The following is a 20,364-nucleotide window of genomic DNA, read 5'->3' as shown; positions in this document are numbered from 1 at the left end:
CAATCAGACCACCCAGGGCTGGCCGAACGCTCGCGCGGCTCGCGAGGGGCAGCCGGGCGGCGCCGGGATTTGACTTCGTCGAACATGTGTTCGATGATGGGCGGGTGGTGGAAGTCCCGCGCAGGCAGCATCGACGTCCCAGGGCATGGACGCGATGAGCGTGCGCACCGTGGTGGTGTGGTGCCCCGACTGGCCGGTGATCGCGGCCAGTCGGGACGCCGGTATCGCCGCTGACGCCGCCATCGCCGTCCTCGACCGAGGTCGGGTCTTCGCCTGTTCCGAGGCCGCCCGGCGCAGTGGCGTACGCCGGGAGCTGCGGATCCGGGAGGCGCAGTCACGCTGCCCCGATCTTGTCGTCCTGCCGTACGACCCGGCCATCGATGCCCGCGAGTTCGAGCCCGTCGTGACGGCGGTCGAGGCCCTCGCCCCAGGCGTGGAGATCATCCGCCCCGGCATGTGCGCGCTCGGCGCCCGCGGGCCAAGTCGTTACTACGCGAGTTCCCGCGCCACGTCCCCTGACACCGAGGCAGCGTTGGCCGGCGCCGAGCCATCCGGCCGGGCCGGTGCGACCAGAGGCGAGTGGGCGTTCGCGCAAACCCTGCGTGCTCACCTGGAGGAGGCTGGGTTCGCCTGCGTGATCGGGATCGCCGACGGGCCCTTCGCGGCGGAGCAGGCGGCCCGGCTCGCCGAGCAGGCCGGCGAGCGGCAGCTGGCGTTCCCTCCGGGAGAGTCCGCCACCTGCCTCGCCCCGCTGCTGATCGACACGCTCCACCGCCCCGAACTCATCGACCTCCTCCGCCGGCTGGGGATCCGCACGCTTGGAGCGTTCGCCGCCCTGCCAGCCCGGCACGTCCTGGCGCGGTTCGGCAATGACGGCCTGCTGGCGCACCGGCTCGCGTCCGGTCGTGACGACCGTGCCCTGGCCACCCGGCGGCCGCCACCGGAGCTTGCCACCGACACCGCCTTCGAGCCGCCCGTCGAACGAGTTGACCAGGTGGCTTTCGCCATCCGCGGCGCCGCCGACGAGCTGATCACCAGGCTGGCCGAACTCGACCTGGTCTGCACCTGCCTCCGGGTCGAGGTTCATACCGAACGCGATGAGCCGCGGAGCCGGCAGTGGCGGCATCCCCGGTGGTTCAGTGCCGCCGATGTCGTCGACCGGATCCGCTGGCAGCTGCAGGGCACCCGCACCGCGGACGACCGTCCGTCAGAGGAGCTGACGTCGGGTGTCGTACGCGTCCGCCTGATCCCCGACGACGTTGCCCGCACCGGCGCCTACCAGGACGGCCTGTGGGGTGACCAGGCACCCGACGAACGCGTTCACCGCGCTTTCACCCGAATTCAGAGCATGCTGGGGCACGAAGCGGTCACCACGGTCGTTCTCTCTGGAGGACGGGCGCCAGCCGAACGCATGACTCTCGTGCCCTGGGGAGACGAGGTGGCGCCGGCCCGCCCCATCGAGCCGCCGTGGACGGGGCATCTTCCGCCTCCTGCCCCGTCCACGGTTCCCCCCACGCCCGAGCCCATCGAGGTGCGCGGCGCCACCGGCCAGCTGGTCGAGATCGACGAGCGCGGCGACATCTCCGAGGAATGCCGGGTTCTGGTCCGCCCAGACTCCGAGCCGTCCGAGATCGTCGGCTGGGCGGGTCCCTGGCTGGTCGACGAGCGGTGGTGGGATCCCGCGACGGCTCGCCGGTACTCCCGGTTCCAGGTTGCCTGCGCTGACGGCAATGCGTTCGTCGTCCTCCACGAGGACGGCCGCTGGTGGATCGAGGCGAGCTATGACTGACCGATCCACACCGCGGGCCCACCCCCACCGCCTGGGCTGGGGCAATCCGCCGATCAGCTGGTCGGAACTCGAACGCAAGCTGTCCGGACGACGGCCCGGCGGCCCACCCGGGGAAGCCGACGGTGGCGACAGTCCCGCCTGGACCTCCGCGCGGCCGCCGTACGACCCGCCGCCCGAGCAGCGCCCGCAGCGACCGCCCGGACCGGTGGTGCCGTACGCCGAACTGCACTGCCATTCCAACTTCAGCTTCCTCGACGGCGCCAGCCATCCCGAGGAGCTGGTCGAAGAAGCCGTACGCCTCGGGCTCCAGGCGCTCGCCCTCACCGACCATGACGGCCTCTACGGCGTGGTCCGGTTGGCCGAATCCGCCGAACTCTCCGGCTACGACCTCGCGACGATCTTCGGCGCCGAGCTGTCCCTCGGTCTCACCAAACCCCAGAACGGCGCCGCCGATCCCGAGGGCAGCCACCTGCTGGTCCTCGCGCGCGGTGAGGAGGGCTACCACCGGCTGGCCGGCGCGATCACCGAGGCGCAGCTACGGGGAGGCGAGAAGGGCCGACCGGTCTACGACCTCGACGATCTCGCCGCCCGCGCCGCCGGGGAATGGCTGATCCTCACCGGGTGCCGCAAGGGCATGGTGCCGCAGGCGCTGGCCCGCGACGGCATCGACAGTGCCGGCCGCGAGCTCGACCGGCTGGTCGCGTTGTTCGGCCACGACCACCTCGCGGTCGAGCTCATCGACCACGGCCACCCGCTCGACACCGACCGCAACGACGCCTTGACACAGCTCGCCAAGGCCCGCCGGCTCCCGGTGGTCGCCACCAACAACGTGCACTTCGCGACCCCTGACCGCCGCCCACTGGCGACCGCGCTCGCCGCCGTCCGTGCCCGGCGCAGCCTGGACGAGATCGACGGCTGGCTACCCGCCGCCGGCACCGCGCACCTGCGGGCGGGAGCGGAGATGGCCGCGCGGTTCGCCCGCTATCCGGGCGCGGTGGCCCGCACGGTGGAGTACGCCAACGCACTGGCGTTCCCGCTGCGGAAGGCGCGGCCGCGGCTGCCCCGACAGAAGGTCCCAGAAGGCCATACCCCGATGACCTGGCTGCGTGAGCTGGTCTTCCAGGGCGCGGAGCGGGCGTACGGCTCCTACGTCGGACCGCTGCGCGACGAGGCGTACGCCCGCCTCAACAAAGAACTCAAGGTCATCGAGGAAAAAGACTTCCCCGGCTACTTCCTCATCGTCCACGACATCGTGGAGTTCGCCCGGAACAAGGAGATTCTCTGCCAGGGCAGGGGATCGGCGGCTAATTCCGCGGTGTGTTACGTGCTGGGCATCACCGCGGTCGACGCCGTTTTCTACAACCTGCCGTTCGAGCGTTTCCTCTCCGCGACCCGCGACGAAGAGCCTGATATCGACGTCGACTTCGACTCCGACCGGCGCGAGGAGGTTATCCAGCACGTCTATGAGAAGTACGGCCGCTACAACGCCGCGCAGGTCGCCAACGTCATCACCTACCGCCCCAAGATGGCGGTCCGCGACATGGCCAAGGCGCTCGGCCACAGCACCGGGCAGCAGGATGCCTGGTCCAAGCAGGTCGACTCGTGGGGTTCGGTGAACGTGGGGGACGACAGCGACGTCCCTGTCTCGGTGCGCGGGCTTGCCGAGCAGTTGCTGACGTTCCCGCGCCATCTCGGTATCCACTCCGGCGGCATGGTGCTCACCGACCGGCCAGTGGGCGAGGTGTGCCCGATCGAGCACGGACGCATGACCGGCCGGACCGTACTCCAATGGGACAAGGACGACTGCGCGTGGATGGGCCTTGTCAAGTTCGACTTGCTCGGGCTCGGCATGCTCGCCGTCCTGCAGTACACCATGGACGGCATCCGCCAGCATCTCGGTGAAGACTGGGCGCTTTCGACCATTCCCAAGGAGGAGCCGGGCGTTTATGACATGTTGTGCCGCGCGGATTCCGTCGGGGTGTTCCAGGTCGAGAGCCGCGCCCAGATGGCGACCCTGCCCCGGCTGCGACCGCGACGGTTCTACGACCTGGTTATCGAGATCGCGCTGATCCGGCCGGGTCCGATCCAGGGCGGCGCGGTGCACCCCTACATCCGCCGCAAACTCGGGGAGGAGCCGCCCACGCCTCCGCATCCCACGCTCGCACCCGCCCTCGAACGCACCCTCGGCGTGCCGTTGTTTCAAGAGCAACTCATGCAGATCGCGATGGAGGTCGGCGGCTGCAGCGGCGACGACGCTGACCTGCTGCGGCGGGCGATGGGTTCCAAACGCGGGCTGGAAAAGATCTCCTCACTCAGGGAGAAGTTGTACGCCGGAATGGCGGCGCGGGGCATCACCGGCGAGACCGCCGACATGATTTACGAAAAGATCGAGGCGTTCGCCAACTTCGGGTTCGCCGAGAGCCATTCCATCAGCTTCGCCTTACTGGTCTATGCGAGCGCGTGGTTCAAGTTGCACTATCCGGCGGTGTTCCTGGCCGCGTTGTTGCGGGCACAGCCGATGGGGTTCTACTCCCCGCAGAGTCTGGTCACCGATGCCCGCAGGCACGGTGTCGAGGTACGCCACGCCGACCTGCACGCGTCCGGCATCCACGCGGATCTGGAGCGGCTCGGCGACCGAGTGAGCGAAGTGGCCCGCGAGGAACGAGCGGTCCGCGCAGCGAACAAGAAGCCGAACGCGACCAGAGACACCGAGCGGCTCGGCGACCGAGTGAGCGAAGTGGGGGGTGACCCGGCGTGTGTGGCGGCGCAGCATCCACTTCCTGGGCCGTTCGATCCGGACGCACCGGTTGACGATGCCCGGCACCGGCGCGACGGGCGGTTCGCGGTACGCCTGGGGTTGGCCGGCATCCGCTCGATCGGTGAGGAGGTCGCCCGCCGGATCGTCACCGAACGCGAAACCAACGGACCGTACGCCGACCAGGCCGATCTTGTCCGCCGGGTCGAGCTGACCGCGACGCAGATGGAGGCCTTGGCGACCGCTGGCGCCTTCGCGTGCTTCGGGCTGTCCAGGCGGCAGGCGTTGTGGTTGTCGGGCAGCGCCGCCCAGGAACGCGCCGACCATCTGACCGCAGCGCCCGCGCCCGCACCCGCTACCAAGGCGGCGATCCCCGAACAGGTCCCGCTGCTCCCGGACATGAACCCCGCCGAGCAGGTGATGGCCGACCTGTGGGCGACCGGAATCTCCCCCGACGATTATCCGACCCGGCACGTCCGCGACAAGCTCAGCGAACTCGGGGTGATCCCGGCTGGCCGCCTCCGCACCGTCGACAACGGCCGGCGCATCCTGGTGGGCGGCGTGGTCACCCATCGCCAGCGTCCCGCGACCGCGGGCGGGGTGACGTTCCTCAATCTCGAGGACGAGACCGGGATGATCAACATCATCTGCCCCCAGGCCGTATGGGACCGGCACCGCCGGATCGCCCGCGAGTCACCCGCCCTGCTCATCCGCGGCCGCCTCGAACGCGCCCAGGGCGTCACGAACATCGTCGCGGAGAAGCTCGCCCGGCTGCCACTCACCATCCGCACCATGTCCCGCGACTTCCACTGAGTGCGCAACCAACCCGCACACACAACCTCGCGTCCCTGGCGCTCCGTCTGGAATCCTGTGCCCGGTGTTTCATGGCCTGGTTGATGGAGGGATGGCTTGCGCGTGGGTGAGTGGCTGCTGGAGTCCGAGCGCCCGGTCTACGACGGCTGGATGAAGATCTCGCGTCGGACGTATGTGCTGCCCAACGGGAAGCGATCCGACTGGGACGTCCTCATGGGAGGCCACACGGTCGCCTGTCGTGCCTCGCACGAGGGAGGGAAGCTTCGTCGTCGCCAGGCAGTTCCGCGTAGGGCCAAGTCGCCTGCTTGTCGAGTTGCCCGGCGGACAGGTGGATCCCGGCGAAGAGGTGCTGCAAGCCGGCAAAAGGGAACTGCTGGAGGAGACCGGCTACGAACCCAGTTCTACAACGTACCTGGGCTCTACCTGGCTCGCCGCGAACTTCCAGATCCAGCGACACTTCCTCCTGGCAGAGGGTTGCCGAAAAGTGGCAGAGCCTGACCCCGGCGACGAGGGAGTTCACCGAGGTTGTGTTGCTCGAGGAGGCTGTGTTCATCGAGCACATCCGCGCCGGCCAGCTCACGGACCAGGATTGCGGTTACCGGGCATTGGACCACCTAGGTCTACTGTCCCGAACGGTCTCTTAGCTCCCCGGCGCTCGCTTGAGTTCGTGAGGCAGACCGATGACCACCCAAGGTCGTCGAGGCGGTAAACGGCGTATGCCGGGAGCAACCTTCACGCTTACTCCGAACCCCATCCTTACCGTCCCCCCATATGTACGGTTACCGATCGTCGGCGACAGCTGGGCGCTCCAGGTGTTCTAAGCCCGACGCCACCGTGCGCGACTGTCGCCGGGCTTGGTGCTGCAGCGCATGAGTGTGCCCTTGGATGTGTAGCCGAGGGCGCCCTCGGGTGAGCAGAACGCACCGGGATGAACCCCCCGCTGTGGACGCGGAGCCTCACTGGTCGGTTTCGGCGCGGTGGTTGGCTTGGGCACTCGCGGCCGCGACGTGCGGGTAGGAGGTGGTGAGTCCACGGGCGCGCCACCGAGAGGAATAACGCGGGCGACTGGTAGTCGCGCGGCCGGGCAGGCCATCAGAACCTCAGCCATGGCGGTACGTTCCCCAGCGGTGATCCATGCGCCGTACTTCTTCTTGACAGCCAGCTGGCGGGACACATAGGCACACCGGTAGCGCTCGTCCGGAGGAAGCCAGGCCGCCGCATCGTCTGACTGCTTCGACTGGTTGGCCGTGGCGCTGACCGCGAGGAGATTCAGCGGATCGTTCGCGAATGCGGCTCTCTTCGCCGCTGTCCATTCGCTGGCGCCACTAGCCCAGGCGTTCCCCAGGGACACAACGTGGTCGATCTGGATAGCTGAGGTGGTACTGGACGTCCTGTTGAACGTGATCGACGTGCCGGTATAGGGGTCGCGGAGCGTCCCCTTCACCACGGCGCAGCCGTTGGTGCCTGCCTTGAGAGTCTTGTCTACGAGGTCGCGCCGCAAGATGTCGTTGCGCTGGTCGCATCCATTGCGGTCGGTGTCGGTCCACGCCTCTCCGAAGGCGGAACGGTCGTACCCGTCGAGAGCGGCTTGAGCCTTGACAGGGATCACTCCCAGAACTGCGAGCGTTGTCTCGGGCCCCGCGCCGGCGATCGCCTGCTCGACCAGACTGACAGTCGTCTCCACCGGTGTCGGACGCGACGTGGTCGGCGTCGGGGTCGGGGTCCGCGACGGCCCGGCTGCCGGAGCGACACCGGCTGCCTTGGGGTCACCTGTCGCCGCGGTACTCGGTGCCGTCAACGCGCTGGCGATGACTGCGACGAAGGCGATACCGCAGGCGGCACCTCCCGCGGCGCGCGTACCAAGTCTCGCCCAGCCGACCCGGCCCCGGGCGAGCGCGATGATCCCGACAACGGCTGAGTACAAACCAAAGAACATCGCCGCGCCGCTGAACCCACCAGTGGCCGCGCCAAGGAGAACGACCGCGCCGAGACCTCCCCATCCGAAGATCTGAGCCAACTGCGTACCGCGGCCAATGGCAGTTCGTGCTTCGGCCGCCGGTCGAGGCGACCACTGTGGTCCCGGGTTCGTCGTGCCGAATGTGACGCCGGCGCCCGCGGCACCTGACGCCGATGGCGCGGAAGACGACGACGCGGAACGTTCCGAGGTGTCACTGACCCAGAACTGCCAACCCTCGGGAGGCGGCGGCCAGGACGGATCAGGAAGCCAACCAGGTTCGGGCACCCAGCCTTCTGGTGGCGTTGGCCAACCAGGTGGTGGGCAGAAGCGTGCACTCATGAAGTCCCCCAAAAAGCCGCCCATGGAGCTGTCGACGGGCCCCACCGTCAGACAGCAGGAGGCGAGATTAGCGTCGTGCACGCACGCGTGTTCGCGGTTTCAGATCATCGAGATGTTCCCTGGCCGTCGGGGTTGCCCTCGGCGTCCTCTGGTTTGCGTACGCGCACGATCCCGCTGTCGAGGTCGACATCGAACGGCGGGTCGCCGGAGGGCCGGACGACCTTGCGGATTTTCTCCTGCTCCATCGCCTTTTTCAGCGCCTGCGCGCCCGGGTCGAACGTCTGGAAGATCTCCCGGCTGGTCTTCGAAGCGCCTTTGGTACGCCGGTAATAGATCCAGCGGCGGCGTTCCATCCACAACAGCGCACGGTCGAGCGCGGCCACGCCCAGCGCGACGACTCCGCCGATCAGTGCGACCCTCACCACGGTGTTCCCCATGAGCTGTCCAACGAGAAGTCCCCGAACGAGGTTCGCGGGCGACGCGGTTGGTCAACGGCTCGTGCCGGTCACCGCCGCGAACGTGGCGGCACAGGTCTGGGTGCCGGGCTCGACCTCGGTGTAGCCCGCATCCTGAACGACGGCGGCCGGGATCTCCCCCTGGAGCACGGCGTTCCACTCCCGCGTGGATCCTGCCACGATCCGCACCGGGAATCCCGCGCCCAGCCACCCGAACACCAGGTCCTCGTCGAGTTGGAGCATGCCGAGCTGCGCCGCGTGTCCCACCTGCGCGCAAGCCTTGCCAGTCGACATCCGTACCCCGGGAGCCAACACGATCGACAGCACCGGACCGGCCGCCGACTCCACAGGAGGGGAAGACCGGTCGACCCCACTCTCAGCGTCAGAGTCCAGGTCGAGTCCCTGCACCTGCAGCTTGCTGACCAGCGGCGGCACCTCCGCGACGGGATGCGGTAGCAACGCCCGCACCTCGGTGCCCGCCACCTCCGCCGTGCCGCCGGGGAGGTCGAGGATGTCGGTCCACCGGGCACCGCGGGCCCGGCGGACGACCTTGCGGATCCGCCCGTCCATCCAGCGTTCGAGGACAGCGTGCCAGGGTCCGTCCGGCGCGCTGGCGGGATGGGCGAGGAGGCGTACGACAGCCAACGCGGCCGCGGTCATCGCATCGTCGTGATCGGGCGGCCGGGCCTTCTCGACGCGTACGACCAGCGGCAGCGACCAGGGTTCGTCATCGTCGCGGGCGGCTCGGTCGATCCACGGCTGGTTCCGCCAGCGTTCGCGCCAGAAGCGGACAGCAGCACGCTGCGTGTCCGCCGTCTCCACTGTCTCAGCGGTCTCAGCGGTCTCAGCGGGCGCCGACAGTCCGCTGGCTTCGGGCATCTCGATACTCCTCATCACGGCGTGTACGCACGAAGGAACGCGCGCACCCCGGTCGTCACCACGGCGTCGAACTCCGGACTGTCGACCCCCTCCGGACCACGGTCCGCGAGCGACTTCAGGTCGTAGGTGACCAGGGCCATGAAGTGCCGGGCCGCCACGTCGGGGTCGTCCACCTCGAGGAGCCTGGCGTGCGCGAGCCGGCTGAGCCGGGCGGAGAGGGCCGCGGCCATCCGTCCGGGTCCGCGTTCCCGGGATGCCTCGGCCAGGTCGGGATGGCTGAATGCCTCGGCCTCGATGAGCTGGCGCACCGCGACCGCCTGCCCCTCGAACAGGCAGGCACCAAGCCGCCGGCCGAAGGCGATGAGCTCCGCTTCGAGATCGCGCGGACGGTCGGGGAACGACTCCAGCGCGGCGAGGGTGTCGGCGTTCAGCTGCAGGAACATCTCCTCGACCGCACTGAGGAAGAGAGCTTCCTTGCCGCCGAACTGGTTGTAGATCGTCTGCTTGGACACGCCCGCCTCGGACGCGATGTCGTCGACGGAGGCGCGTTGGTAGCCGTGTCGGAGGAAGACCTGCCGGGCCGCCCGCAGGATCGCGGACCGCTTGGCAGCCCGGCCGCGGATGGGGACTTCTGCTGCGGTGGCCACGGCGCCCAGTATCCCGCGCCCACCAAAACTGGACCAGCAGATCCATATACGTGGACTCATAAGCCCAGATACGGCGCTAGACAGCCCTAGCCAACCTACGGGGGCCATGCGTACTGAGCTGGACCGACTCGGCGCCACGCAGAAGAATGGCGGGCGAAACCGGCTACCGACAGAAGGAGCCACCAGTGCAGCCAACGCGCCTCACCGCGAACCTGTCCGTCCCAGATATTGGCGAAGCTCGGGACTTCTACGTGGACTACCTCGGGCTGAGCGTCGAAGAGCTCAACATGGGCTGGGTTTCCCGCTTCCAGTCTCCTGACGGCCGAGCGATCGTTCAACTCGTCACCCGCGATGCCACGGCTCCGCACGACTCGGTGATCTCGGTTGCCGTCGGCGACGGCGTTGAGGAGGCGTACGAGGAAGCGAAACGACGCGGGTTCGAGATCGTCCACCCACTCACCACAGAACCTTGGGGCCTGCGGAGGTTCTTCGTTCGCGCGCCAGACGGCAACGTGATCAACATCAACAGCCATAAGGACGACTAGGGCGCGTCGGACCGGCTGATCCTCACCCAGCGCCTTGACTTCGAGTGCACTCTAAGGGGCACTCTGAATGCGTGATCAATGAACCACCGGACGTCGCAACCTGCCGCGTCGACGAACTCACTCCGGACGTCGACGAACCGCTCACCGTCGGGCAGGTCGCCGCGCTGACCGGCCTGTCCACCCACACGTTGCGCTGGTACGAACGCGTGGGCCTGCTGGAGGGTGTCGCCCGCGACGGGTCCGGCCATCGGCGGTACACCGAAGTCGACCTGCGGCGGCTGGTGCTCCTCATGCGACTGCGCGCGACCGGAATGCCGGTCAGCGAGATGCTGCGCTATGCCGAGCTCCTGAGAGCCGACACGCCCACCGAACTGCAGCGCATGCAGCTGCTGGAGGCGCACCGCGATCGGGTCCTGAACCACATCGCCGACCTCCACCGCGATCTGGACGTGATCAACAGCAAGATCACGGGATACCGACGAGCGCTGTCCCCCGCAGTTCCGGCGTAGTCGTTGCACGCACTGGCCGGGCTCGACCGTTTCGGACGCGGCGAGCGACGTATCTGAAGGAGCACGTAAGTGAGGACACGCAAGCTCGGCGACACCGGGATCGAGGTCAGTGAGATCGGCGTCGGTGCCATGCAGTTCGGTGCGGCAAACTGGCGTGGGCCCGAGACGGAAGAGTGCGTCGCGATCATCGACGAGGCGATCCGGCTGGGTGCCACCTTCATCGACACCGCGCCGGCCTACGCCGGTGGCCGCAGCGAGGAGATCCTCGGCCTCGCGCTCGAGGGACGTCGCGATCAGGTGGTGCTGTGCACGAAGTTCGGCGTGTGGCCGGACACGATCGACTTCTCGGCCGACCGGATCGAGGAGTCGGTCGAGGCGAGCCTGCGGCGCCTGCGTACGGACTACCTGGACGTGCTGCTCGTCCACAGTCCTCCGTCCGATGTCATGGACGGCACGTCTGCGCCGCACTATCGAGTTCTGCAGCGCCTGAAGGACTCCGGCGTGATCCGTGCGTACGGCGTGTCGGGACGCGACGACACCGCGGCGGAAATCCGCATGATCGCCGAAACCACCGGCAGTCAGGCGATCGAGATGCGATTCAACGCCCTCTATCAGGAACCTGCCGCCGCCTTCGAACAAGCGGCGAAGTCCGGCGTCGGTCTGATCATCAAGGTGCCGTTGGAGTCCGGTTGGCTGTCCGGGAAGTACGCCGCGACGTCGGTCTTCGACGAGGCGCGCAGCCGGTGGTCGGCTGAGGACATCGCCCGCCGTGCCAGGCTGGTCGAGGAGTTCCAGGCGCTGCTTCCAGCAGGCGTCAGCACCGCACCCGCCGCGCTGAGCCACATCCTTGCCCAGCCTGAGGTGTCGACGGTGGCGCCGGGCACGAAGTCGCTAGCGCAGTTGCGTGAGAACGTCGCCGCGGCGGACGTGGTTCTGCCCGACGACACGCTGGCCGCTCTCCGCGCACTCGGGAGCACCCACGCGGACAATCGCCTGCCCTGGTAGGGAAACACCCGACCACGACTCGCGGGTACGCGCATCCGACCGCGTACGTTCGCTTCGAGGTGTTGGGCCAACCTTCTGCAGTGCGAGGCAGGGCACGTTCCCACCAGGCAAGGCGAAACCGGTCGGTCGCACATCGCCGCACTTCAGCAAGACCGTGGAAACTCCAGGGGGTCATAGCACCTCGGAGTCTCCATCATCCTGGGATGTCCTGGTGAGACCTTGCCGATCTACAGGACACGCCCTACTCCCCGCGCCGACAAAACCGGACCCGTAGATCCATATAGTTGGACTCATGAGTCCAAATACTGCGCTAGACAGGCCTAGCGAGCCCGAGAGGATCGACGCGCAGCTCCTCAAGTTGGGTGGCGTCCTCGTCCTCGGAGCGCTCACCCCCATGCTCGACACCACGATCGTCAACGTCGGCGTCGAGCGGCGCTCCCGGAACCAGCCGGTCGCAACCTGACGCCTTGGCCACTACGGTTACTGGCCCTGCGAGGGAAGGAGCAGTAGCCCATGGCAGAGCGGTTCATCGTGAACGTCGAGGCCGCGATCTTCCGGGACGGCAGGTGGCTCATGATCCAACGCTTCGCCCAGGTCAGCCACGCCGCCGGCACGCTGTCCATGCCTGGTGGCAAGGTCGAGCGGACTGATGACAACGACGGCGTCCTCGAAGCGGCTGTCCGCCGCGAGGTCCAGGAGGAGGTCGGAGTCACCCTCGCGCCTTCACTGACGTACGTTCGCAGCACCTCCTTCCACTCCGACGACCACCAGTGGGTGGTCGACGTCGTCTTCCTCGCCGCGCACGAGACCGGCACACCGCGACCGGGCTCACCGGAGGAGGTGGCGTGGGTGGGGTGGATGTCGTACGACGAGATCGCGGCCGATCCGCGGACACCACCATGGACCCGGCGGAGCCTGCAACTGGCGGAGAGGAAGCGGGTCGAGCTGATGGCCGAGGGGGTGCGATGACCGATCAGCAAGCTGACCTTGCGCCGATGCCCGAGGACTGGCAACGCTGCCTCGCGATCGTCGCGCATCCGGACGACCTCGAGTACGGCGCTTCGGGTGCGGTCGCGGCCTGGACCGACGCGGGGCGGGAGGTCGCGTACCTCCTGGTCACCCGGGGCGAGGCCGGCATCGACGGGATCCCGCCGGAGCACGCCGCGGCCATCAGGGAACGCGAGCAACAAGCCAGCGCGGCGGCGGTCGGCGTGCGGTCGGTGGAGTTCCTCGACCACCAGGACGGCGTGATCGAGGAAGGTCTGGCTCTGCGCCGGGAACTCGCCCGCGCGATCCGGCGGCACCGGCCCGAACTCGTGGTGACGCTCAACCACCACGACACCTGGGGTCCCGGCTCCTGGAACACCCCCGACCACAGAGCCGTCGGGCGGGCCGCCCTCGACGCGGTGGGGGACGCCGGCAACCGCTGGATCTTCCCCGAGTTGGTGGGCGAGGGAATCGAACCCTGGAACGGCGTGCGGTGGGTGGCCGTCGCCGCGTCGCCGTACCCCTCGCACGCCGTCGACGTCTCCAGCACCCTCGACCGCGCGATCGCCTCGCTCGCCGAACACCGGGCGTACATCGAGGAGATCTCCGACCGCGATCCGGTCGCCTACGCCCGCGAACTCCTCACCGGCTTCGCCCGCGAGGCCGCCGCCCGCTTCGGTGGACGCCTGGCGACGACGTTCGAGCTTGTCAGCCTCTGACCCGCACCTGGTCGCGGCGCGCGGCCGACACCGCGGCGGCCAGGCGGGCGTCCCGGGTCGGACCCGGCCGGGCTTCGGCCACGAAGCCGATCAGATGCCGGCGCTGCGCATCGTCGAGCGCGGTCGGCTCGATCCCCGCCTCGACAAGGGCGCGGGTGAGGTCTGCCGGCATGACCGAACCGCGGCTGGTCGCCGGCAGCTCCAGCGTGCCTTCCCAACGGTCGGGGAGCTCACGCTGCTCGGGCAACGGGCACAGGACCGTCAGGTCGTCGAGCGTGAGCACGCGTACCCGCAGCGGTGGGCGGTCGGCGACGATCAGCCGGGCCGTTCGGTAGCTGTCGTAGCCGGTGAGCCGCCGATCGAGGACGTACGCCCGCATACCGTCGTGGTCCTCGCGGTGGCCGCGGATCGCGAGGCTCTCGGGCGCCGCGGTTGCAGACCTCGACATGGCCGAGCCCCTCCTCACCGGCACGGGCTGGTGAGCGGCGCCCCCGCGAACGTGGTGTACCAGAGCGGCCGGTAGCACCGCCAACGTTCCGGAACCAGTCCACGGGGTGCGGCCAGCTCCTCCAAGTCCCGCCGGATCCGGAGGTAGTAGCTGAGGTCCTCGGCCTCGGGCGCGCGGAGCAGGTCCATCAGCGTGGTGTGCGACTGGTAGACCTGCACGGACGGGAAAACCGTCACCTCCGGAAGCAGCGTCGACAGGAAGTCGCGCATCTCGTCGTAGGCGTCCAACCCCGCGACGTAGGTGAACGACGTCTCCAGGCCCGCCGCGCGAGCACGGGCGAGCAGGCCCGGCATCTCCCGCGGCAGCAGGCTGGCCTTGCTCGCCTTGAGCAGCACGTCTCTGCGTGAACCACACTCGGCGGTGAGGTAGAGCAGGAACGGACCCACCTCGTCCGCGATCTGGTCGAAGGCCCGCTGGCTCCGCAACACCGAACTCAGCAACCCGATCCGTGGTCGCATGCCGTGCTCGGTCAGCACCCGGCGGACGGTGCGCAGGTGTTCCAGGGCCGCCGCCTCCGTGTGGAAGCAGCCGGTGGAGATGGTCACCTCGTCCAGATCGGTGAGCGAGCCGCCTGGCGGAAGCTCGGCCGCGAGACCGGCCAGCAGGGCCGCGATCTCGTCGTCGAGCCGGAGCCGTGGGTCGACGGCATCCTCCAGGCTGGTGGGACAGAACGCGCAGCCGGTGCAGCGACTCCGGGAGTTGGGGTTGAGGGTGGCGGCTCGCCAGCGGTTGCCATCCCAGCACCGAAGGTAGCCGGGTACGGCGTCGTCGACGGCGAGCCGCTCGACCGCCGCGACCGGCTGGGCGTCCACACACAGATCGTCCCCGCGTAGCTCGAACGGCGAGTCGGGCCGGCCGGACGGGACCACGATGAGCCGGGTGTCGTCTTCACCTGGCAGCCGCACATGCAGGCGGGTCCGCGAGCCGACAGACGTGCGTACGCCGTGGACGTTCAGAGCGATGAGCAGCAGGTCGGCCCAGGCGACGTCGTAGTCGAGCGCGAGACTCTCCCACCGCATCAGCGTGGTCGAGTCCACCGTGGTGGTCATCGCGAGCACTCCCTTTCCACCGGGGGCTGACCCAGGGACGGGGTAACTTCCTTGGATCTGGTTACTGGCTGTTGCGCCGGAGGTCGGTTTCTGTTCCAACTTGGCAGTTCCGTAGACGCGATTCGCCCGCCCAGCGTTCCACGAATGGCGGAAATACGGACTTTTCCCACGATGCGGCCCATCCACCCGCACCGTGGAGACGTGGCTGACGATTACGCTCCGGAGCTGGCACCGGGGCGCTGGTCGGCCGGAAGAGCGCAGGCAGGCGTGCCTCCCGGCAACCGGTCACGGTTGTTGGCCACGAGGCGATAGACGAGGTGCGCGAGCCAGCGAATGGGCGGCACCCGCAGCGACCATCCCAGCAGGGCCCACCCACCACCGGCATGGATGAGCAACCGCGCGACCGCCTGGGCTCCACCGTCGACCCGACGGTCACGTCGCACCCACAGCACTTCGTACTCGGCTCTGGCGCGGGTCGTGCCCAGCGCGTCGAGATCCGCGAACTGCCAGGGCTCCAACGCGGCGGACGGTCGGATCCACCGCTCGATCAGGCGAACGCTGCGCGTACAGAAAGCGCAGTCGCCGTCATAAAGAAGGACCGGCCGGCCACCTTCGATCGGGGGTTCTGGAGGAGGCATACCTTCATCATCCCCGCGAACCCGCCCACGAACCTGTGCGAGGCACCATGAGACGAGCCACACCAGGATTGCCGTCTGCACCAGCGGAGTGACCGTGTCGCGGATCCGGTCACTGACGATGGCCAGTCCGAGCGGAATCACCACGACCCGGCCGGGAACGTACGCCGCGGCCATCATCGCCGTCCGGCCCAGCAACATCAGGTCGAGCCTGGTCGCCACCAGCCCGGCCAGCGGCACCCACGCCATCAGGTCGTACCACGGCAGGCTGTACTGCGTGAGGAACACCCAGGCCAGGCAGATCGCCGCGGACGCACGCACCGCCTCCGGGCGCGGGTCGTCGACGCCCGCCGGCGCAAGCACCGGGCGGGGCAGGGCCCTGAACAACAGCACCGCGAGCAACACGATCGCGACCGTCGCAAGGCTCGCGATCACCGCCCTGGCCGCCGACATCGGCAGCACGTACAGATGCAGCGGGCCGAACAGCAGACGCCACGGCGTTCCGGACGAGATGAAGCTCGGCGCCAGCAGAACCCGGTCGAACACCTGCGGCCCGGCGGTGAGGTAGGTCCCGCCGAGCGTGAGCAGTGCACCGGCACACAGGCTCAGAGCCGAACGCGGAGAACGCCGGAAGCACCACAGGAGAGCCAGGCCGTAGAGCCCGACCGTCAACTTGATCGCACCGCCAAGCCCCAGCAGGAGACCGGACGCGAACGGCGAACGGCGGACGACGACCAGCGCCGCGACCGCGAACACCACCGCCTGCGCGTCGTTGTGAGCGCCGCCGACGACGGCCCAGACCAGGAGAGGGTTCGCGAGGACGAAGAGCACCGCCCGCGCCCGGGCCACATCGCCACTCCCCGCCAGGACGACCGTGAGCAGACCGGTCAGGACGAACGCCACCGCGTTGACGACCTGCAGACCCAGCATGGTGCCGTGCGTGGACCCGTCGCCGATCCGGGCCGCCGCCTCCTGGATCCAGGTCGCGACCGGACCGTAGACCGAGGTGGCGTTCTGCCAGGGACGTTCGGTGGCGGCGATCACCGGGTCGTGGCCGAGCAGCGCGGCGGCCGCGGGTGAGGTGACGTACGGGTCGCCACCCAGCGCCGCGATCCGGCCGTACGCGGCGTACATCAGGACGTCCCCCGACGCCATCGGCGGCACCAGAGTCAGTGCCGTCACCCCCGCCACGCCGAGCGCCACCAGCCGCCGCGGCGATGGCTGCCAGCCGGCGGCGAGCGCACGGAACGCGACGAACAGGCCGTACGCGCCGACCACCAGGCCGGCGTACACGAGCCCCATCACCAGCCACGGGGCGGGATGGACGTCGAACCAGTACGGCGGCCGCCAGGCCACCCGCTGCGGGAGCGTCAGCGTGACAGCCGACGGTCCGAGCAACCCGGTGAGGGTGAAGAGGGCGAAGCTGGCGCCGCAGAAGACCAGGGCCCGGCGGCCAGCCCGATGGGACGCGACGGGCGAGTGGACGGACGTCGCGGCGGTGCTGCTCACCGGGCCGAGCGGTCCCGGCTCGCGGAGCTGTCCCGGCTCGCGGAGCTGTCCGAGCTCGTACGCCTCCCGAGGACCGCCCGCGCCGAGGGCAGGACACCGCGGCGGGCGAGTGCGGCCGCGACATGGAGCCACTGGCGGCCCCGGTGCACCTGGCCGCGCCAGCCACTGCCGGTCACCCTGTGCTGGAAGGCGACCGGGACCTCCACCACCCGCAGGCCGCGCCGGATCAGGTCGATCGTGAGACCCACCTCGACACCGAAGCCGGGCGCGAGGGGGCGGGCCAGCTGGTACGCCTCCCGGGTCAGGCAGCGTTGCCCAGACAGGGGTTGCGTGGCGAGCCAGCCGGTGGCGCGGGTGATGCCGTCTCGGGCCAGCCGGACGACAAAGCCGTGGCCGCCGCCCCCGCCGCCGGTCTGCGCCGGGAGGAGCCCGATGCTCATGTCGGCGCTGCCGGCGAGGACGGGCGCGATCAGGTCGCCAGCCTCGGCGGCGCTCTCCTCCAGATCCGCGTCCAGGAACAGCAGGTGCCTCGGCGCGGCGCGTCCTTCGCGGGTGTCGATCGCCGCGGCTGTCTCGACCCCGGTCTCCAGCGCTGCGGCCTTCCCTCGCGAACGCTGGTGGCTGACCACGACGGCGCCGGCGTCGCGGGCGAGGTCGGCGGTCGCGTCCCGCGATCCGTCGTTCACGACGATGATCAGGTCGACGGCGGGAATCTTCGCGACCGCGCGCACGGTCGCGGCCACCCGGGCCGCTTCGTTCCTCGCGGGAATCACTGTCGCGACACGTGGCGTGCCGGCCGCCGCACTGAGTGACACGGAACGAGCGTAGTCGTTAGCCGGCCTGACGCCGCGGCGCTCGTTAGGCCGGCGCGGCGGCCCGGCACCGGAGGACGGCGTACACCGTGGTCGACTCCGCGTCGCGCCGCACACCCCAGGTCTCGGAAAGGTCGCCGACGATCGCGAGGCCGCGGCCACCCAGCGCCGATGCGGGGAGCTCGAGGGTACGTGGGTGGGTCGGCCCTCCGCCGTCTGTCACCGCCAGCTCCACCAGCTGCTCGGGTAGGCGTGCCCAGGTCACCCGCAAGGTGCCCGCCGGCAGCGGACGGGCATGCCGGAGGGCGTTGCCGACGAGTTCGCTGAGCACGAGGAGCGCATCCTGAACATCGTCCGCGAAGATGCCCGCTGCGGTAAGGTCAGCGTCAAGTCGACGCCGCGCCTTCCGAGCGCTGGCCACCTCGAAGGGCAGCACCAAGGCAGTGGAGGTCGCCGAACTCTCGACCGGAGCCACAGTCACGCCTTCTCCTTAGACCCTCCACTCGCCATACCCCGTGCCGCAGAGACTCTGCGTTGGCATGACGCTTTGCTTCCCGCGCTCGCGCGGTGGGAAACCCCACCCAGTGACCAAGCGTGGTCGTACTTCCCCGAAAAGAACGAGCTTTGCGCAAGACCGTTGCTGCCGTGACCGAAAGCGGCCCCGTGATCGGTGACCCCGGCCCGCCCGGCAGATCGGATCATTACGGGTACTCTCGCCCACTGTGAGGTGGTCGAGAAGGCACAGCGTTCGGTCGGCCGGCATATTACTCGCGTTGGCGCCGGTCGTCGGCGCGCTGCCCGCGGCCGCCCTGGCCGGCCCGGGGCAGTCGTCGGTGTCCGCCCCCACCGCGAGCCCTTCACCCAGCGGGACCCCTTCGCCGACCGACGACGCCGACTCGAGCGGACCCACCACCCCGGCCGCATCGCCGTCGAGCAGCCCGCTTCCAGAGCCGATCCCGCCGAACCAGCTGACCGAGAGGTGCGACCGGCAGTTCGCCAGCACCGTCCTTAGTCGTACGCCGTGGCAACAAAAGCGCCTGCAACTGGAGCGCGTGCGCGAGTTCGCCACCGGGCGAGGGGTGACGGTGGCCGTGGTCGACACCGGTGTCGATTTTGGCAATCCCCAGCTCGGCGGGGCCTCGATCGCACCACCAGCCAGCTTCGTGCCCGCAGACCAGGATCTGGTTCCGCCGTGGAGGGACTGCAACGGGCATGGCACCTTCGTCGCCGGCATCATCGCCGGGCGGGAGAACGTCGCGGACCAGACCACGCCCTTCGTCGGCGTCGCACCTCACGCGCGGATCCTGTCGGTCCGGGTCGCCAAGGAACGCGACGCTGGATCCGCCGACGAACTCGCCGCCGGTATCCGCTACGCGGCCGACCACGGAGCCGATGTCATCAACGTCTCCATGGTCACCTCCAGTCCGCGCGGCACGCTGCGGGACGCGGTGGCGGACGCACTCGCCAAGGGTGTGGTGGTCGTGGTCGCGTCCGGCAACACCGGCGGACAGCAGGGCAATGCCGAGACCTGGCCGGCAGGCTTCGCGGGACAGAAGGGCTTCGAAGGGCTCATCGTCGTCGGTGCGACGAACGAAGCTGGCAAGGTCGCGGACTTCACCACGACCTCCGTTCCCATCTCAGTGGTCGCGCCGGGTGAGGCGGTCGTGAGCACCGCGCCGATCAGCGGGCACGGAGGGCCTGACCAGGGCACGAGTTTCGCCGCGCCGTTCGTGTCGGGTGTCGCCGCGCTCGTTCTCGAGGCGTACGACAAGAAACTCACACCCGTGCAGGTGAAGCAGCGGATCGAGTTCACCGCCGACCATCCCGGATTCGACCTGCCTGACCAGAAGTACGGCTGGGGCGTCGTGAACCCGTTCGAGGCGGTCACGGCCATCCTGCCGGCGCGGTCCGGGGGTCAGGAGACCGCTGAGGAGAAGCCGGCGATCAAGCCGATCATCCCGCCCACGCCGCCGGACACCACCGCCCGCAACGTCGCACTCAGCGTCGGTGGTGGCGCGGTCGCGCTCGTCCTGCTGGTGCTGGGCGGCATCGCGGTCTTTCGCCGTGGCCGCAAGCGCGGGTGGCGACCAAGCTACCCGCCGTCTGACCCAGCCACCCGCTAGCTGAGCAGTCCCCTGGGGCGACGGGCCCGCGTGGCCCCAAGCTGTCATAGGTTTCTCGGTCTCTTAGACCCTGTTGGCTAATTCGGGTTCAGGCGGCGGTGAGGTGGAGGCGTTGGAGGTGGGTGGTTCTGGTTCTGTCGAGGGGGTTGTGAGTCCACCAGGCGTCGAGGCGGATGAGGTTGATGGCGGTGGCGGCGGCGTTGTGTTCTAGGCGGGTCTTGTTCAGGCCGTGGTAGCGGGCGTGGCGGATGCCGGTGACGTGGGTGGCTTGGCGGATGGTGCCCTCGACGCCGGCGCGGATGTTGTACCGGTTCTTCCACTGTGGGCTG

At 69.2% G+C, this 20,364-nt stretch carries 20 protein-coding genes; 10 read left to right on the top strand and 10 right to left on the bottom strand.

The annotated features are described in order from the left end of the window. The first annotated feature begins 154 nt into the window (after positions 1-154). From B141_RS0124070 to B141_RS52920, 3 genes are all read left to right on the top strand, one after another. Positions 155-1,789, top strand: a complete 1,635-nt coding sequence (locus B141_RS0124070; RefSeq protein ID WP_157181233.1) for a DNA polymerase Y family protein — start codon at positions 155-157, stop codon at positions 1,787-1,789. Further along, positions 1,782-5,357 (top strand): error-prone DNA polymerase, encoded by a 3,576-nt coding sequence (locus tag B141_RS0124065; RefSeq protein WP_020577745.1) that lies wholly within the window; start codon positions 1,782-1,784, stop codon positions 5,355-5,357. Before B141_RS0124070 ends, B141_RS0124065 begins: the two co-directional genes overlap by 8 nt. 172 nt (positions 5,358-5,529) lie before the next feature. Further along, positions 5,530-6,066, top strand: coding sequence for an NUDIX hydrolase (locus B141_RS52920; protein WP_084678480.1), 537 nt, complete (start codon positions 5,530-5,532; stop codon positions 6,064-6,066). 108 nt (positions 6,067-6,174) lie between these two features. Here the strand turns inward: B141_RS52920 and B141_RS42410 are convergent, their stop codons facing one another. The 4 genes from B141_RS42410 to B141_RS0124040 form a co-directional block, all read right to left on the bottom strand. Beyond that, positions 6,175-7,374 (bottom strand): HNH endonuclease family protein, encoded by a 1,200-nt coding sequence (locus tag B141_RS42410; RefSeq protein ID WP_051114172.1) that lies wholly within the window; start codon positions 7,372-7,374, stop codon positions 6,175-6,177. 383 nt (positions 7,375-7,757) lie between these two features. Continuing rightward, positions 7,758-8,090, bottom strand: a complete 333-nt coding sequence (locus B141_RS42405) for a hypothetical protein (RefSeq protein ID WP_020577743.1) — start codon at positions 8,088-8,090, stop codon at positions 7,758-7,760. Between the two features lie 51 nt (positions 8,091-8,141). Continuing rightward, positions 8,142-8,987 carry a peptidyl-tRNA hydrolase gene (locus B141_RS0124045; RefSeq protein WP_020577742.1) on the bottom strand — a complete coding sequence of 282 codons (846 nt, stop codon included), beginning with the start codon at positions 8,985-8,987 and terminating at the stop codon, positions 8,142-8,144. Positions 8,988-9,001: 14 nt separating this feature from the next. Next, on the bottom strand, positions 9,002-9,634 hold the full coding sequence (locus B141_RS0124040) for a TetR/AcrR family transcriptional regulator (RefSeq protein WP_020577741.1): 633 nt from the start codon (positions 9,632-9,634) through the stop codon (positions 9,002-9,004). A gap of 185 nt (positions 9,635-9,819) precedes the next feature. Between B141_RS0124040 and B141_RS0124035 the strand changes: the two genes are divergently transcribed. From B141_RS0124035 to B141_RS0124010, 6 genes are all read left to right on the top strand, one after another. Beyond that, the gene (locus tag B141_RS0124035; protein WP_020577740.1) at positions 9,820-10,179 is read left to right on the top strand and encodes a VOC family protein; all 360 of its coding nucleotides are present in this window, start codon (positions 9,820-9,822) and stop codon (positions 10,177-10,179) included. 71 nt (positions 10,180-10,250) lie between these two features. Beyond that, positions 10,251-10,688 (top strand): MerR family transcriptional regulator, encoded by a 438-nt coding sequence (locus B141_RS0124030; RefSeq protein WP_020577739.1) that lies wholly within the window; start codon positions 10,251-10,253, stop codon positions 10,686-10,688. 69 nt (positions 10,689-10,757) lie between these two features. Beyond that, complete coding sequence (locus tag B141_RS0124025; protein ID WP_020577738.1) at positions 10,758-11,693, top strand: aldo/keto reductase; 936 nt, start codon at positions 10,758-10,760, stop codon at positions 11,691-11,693. A 292-nt stretch (positions 11,694-11,985) separates the two neighbouring features. Beyond that, positions 11,986-12,156, top strand: coding sequence for a hypothetical protein (locus B141_RS49550; RefSeq protein ID WP_157181231.1), 171 nt, complete (start codon positions 11,986-11,988; stop codon positions 12,154-12,156). A 50-nt stretch (positions 12,157-12,206) separates the two neighbouring features. Beyond that, on the top strand, positions 12,207-12,662 hold the full coding sequence (locus B141_RS0124015; RefSeq protein ID WP_020577736.1) for an NUDIX hydrolase: 456 nt from the start codon (positions 12,207-12,209) through the stop codon (positions 12,660-12,662). Further along, positions 12,659-13,399, top strand: coding sequence for a PIG-L deacetylase family protein (locus B141_RS0124010; RefSeq protein WP_020577735.1), 741 nt, complete (start codon positions 12,659-12,661; stop codon positions 13,397-13,399). The genes B141_RS0124015 and B141_RS0124010 overlap by 4 nt, the downstream gene beginning before the upstream one ends. Here B141_RS0124010 and B141_RS0124005 read toward each other — a convergent pair. The 5 genes from B141_RS0124005 to B141_RS0123980 form a co-directional block, all read right to left on the bottom strand. After that, positions 13,389-13,847 carry a hypothetical protein gene (locus tag B141_RS0124005; RefSeq protein ID WP_020577734.1) on the bottom strand — a complete coding sequence of 153 codons (459 nt, stop codon included), beginning with the start codon at positions 13,845-13,847 and terminating at the stop codon, positions 13,389-13,391. The genes B141_RS0124010 and B141_RS0124005 overlap by 11 nt on opposite strands. A 14-nt stretch (positions 13,848-13,861) precedes the next feature. Beyond that, positions 13,862-14,956 carry a hypothetical protein gene (locus tag B141_RS0124000; RefSeq protein WP_202805890.1) on the bottom strand — a complete coding sequence of 365 codons (1,095 nt, stop codon included), beginning with the start codon at positions 14,954-14,956 and terminating at the stop codon, positions 13,862-13,864. 212 nt (positions 14,957-15,168) lie between these two features. Continuing rightward, on the bottom strand, positions 15,169-17,100 hold the full coding sequence (gene mptB, locus B141_RS49545; protein WP_020577732.1) for a polyprenol phosphomannose-dependent alpha 1,6 mannosyltransferase MptB: 1,932 nt from the start codon (positions 17,098-17,100) through the stop codon (positions 15,169-15,171). Then, positions 17,097-17,915: a glycosyltransferase family 2 protein gene (locus B141_RS42395; RefSeq protein WP_202805889.1), complete on the bottom strand. Its 819-nt coding sequence runs from the start codon at positions 17,913-17,915 to the stop codon at positions 17,097-17,099. Before B141_RS42395 ends, mptB begins: the two co-directional genes overlap by 4 nt. Before the next feature lie 43 nt (positions 17,916-17,958). Then, positions 17,959-18,393 (bottom strand): ATP-binding protein, encoded by a 435-nt coding sequence (locus tag B141_RS0123980; RefSeq protein ID WP_020577730.1) that lies wholly within the window; start codon positions 18,391-18,393, stop codon positions 17,959-17,961. Positions 18,394-18,685: 292 nt separating this feature from the next. Here B141_RS0123980 and B141_RS42390 point away from each other — a divergent pair, with 292 nt between their 5' ends. Further along, on the top strand, positions 18,686-20,035 hold the full coding sequence (locus B141_RS42390; protein WP_020577729.1) for a S8 family serine peptidase: 1,350 nt from the start codon (positions 18,686-18,688) through the stop codon (positions 20,033-20,035). A gap of 88 nt (positions 20,036-20,123) precedes the next feature. Here the strand turns inward: B141_RS42390 and B141_RS42385 are convergent. Then, on the bottom strand, positions 20,124-20,364 hold a 241-nt coding region (locus B141_RS42385; RefSeq protein WP_020577728.1), incomplete at its 5' end, for a transposase.

The organism is Actinopolymorpha alba DSM 45243 (genome assembly GCF_000373925.1).
Classification (GTDB): domain Bacteria; phylum Actinomycetota; class Actinomycetes; order Propionibacteriales; family Actinopolymorphaceae; genus Actinopolymorpha; species Actinopolymorpha alba.
Note: the sequence above shows the minus strand (reverse complement) of the source record. Positions and strands in the feature narration are given on the sequence as shown.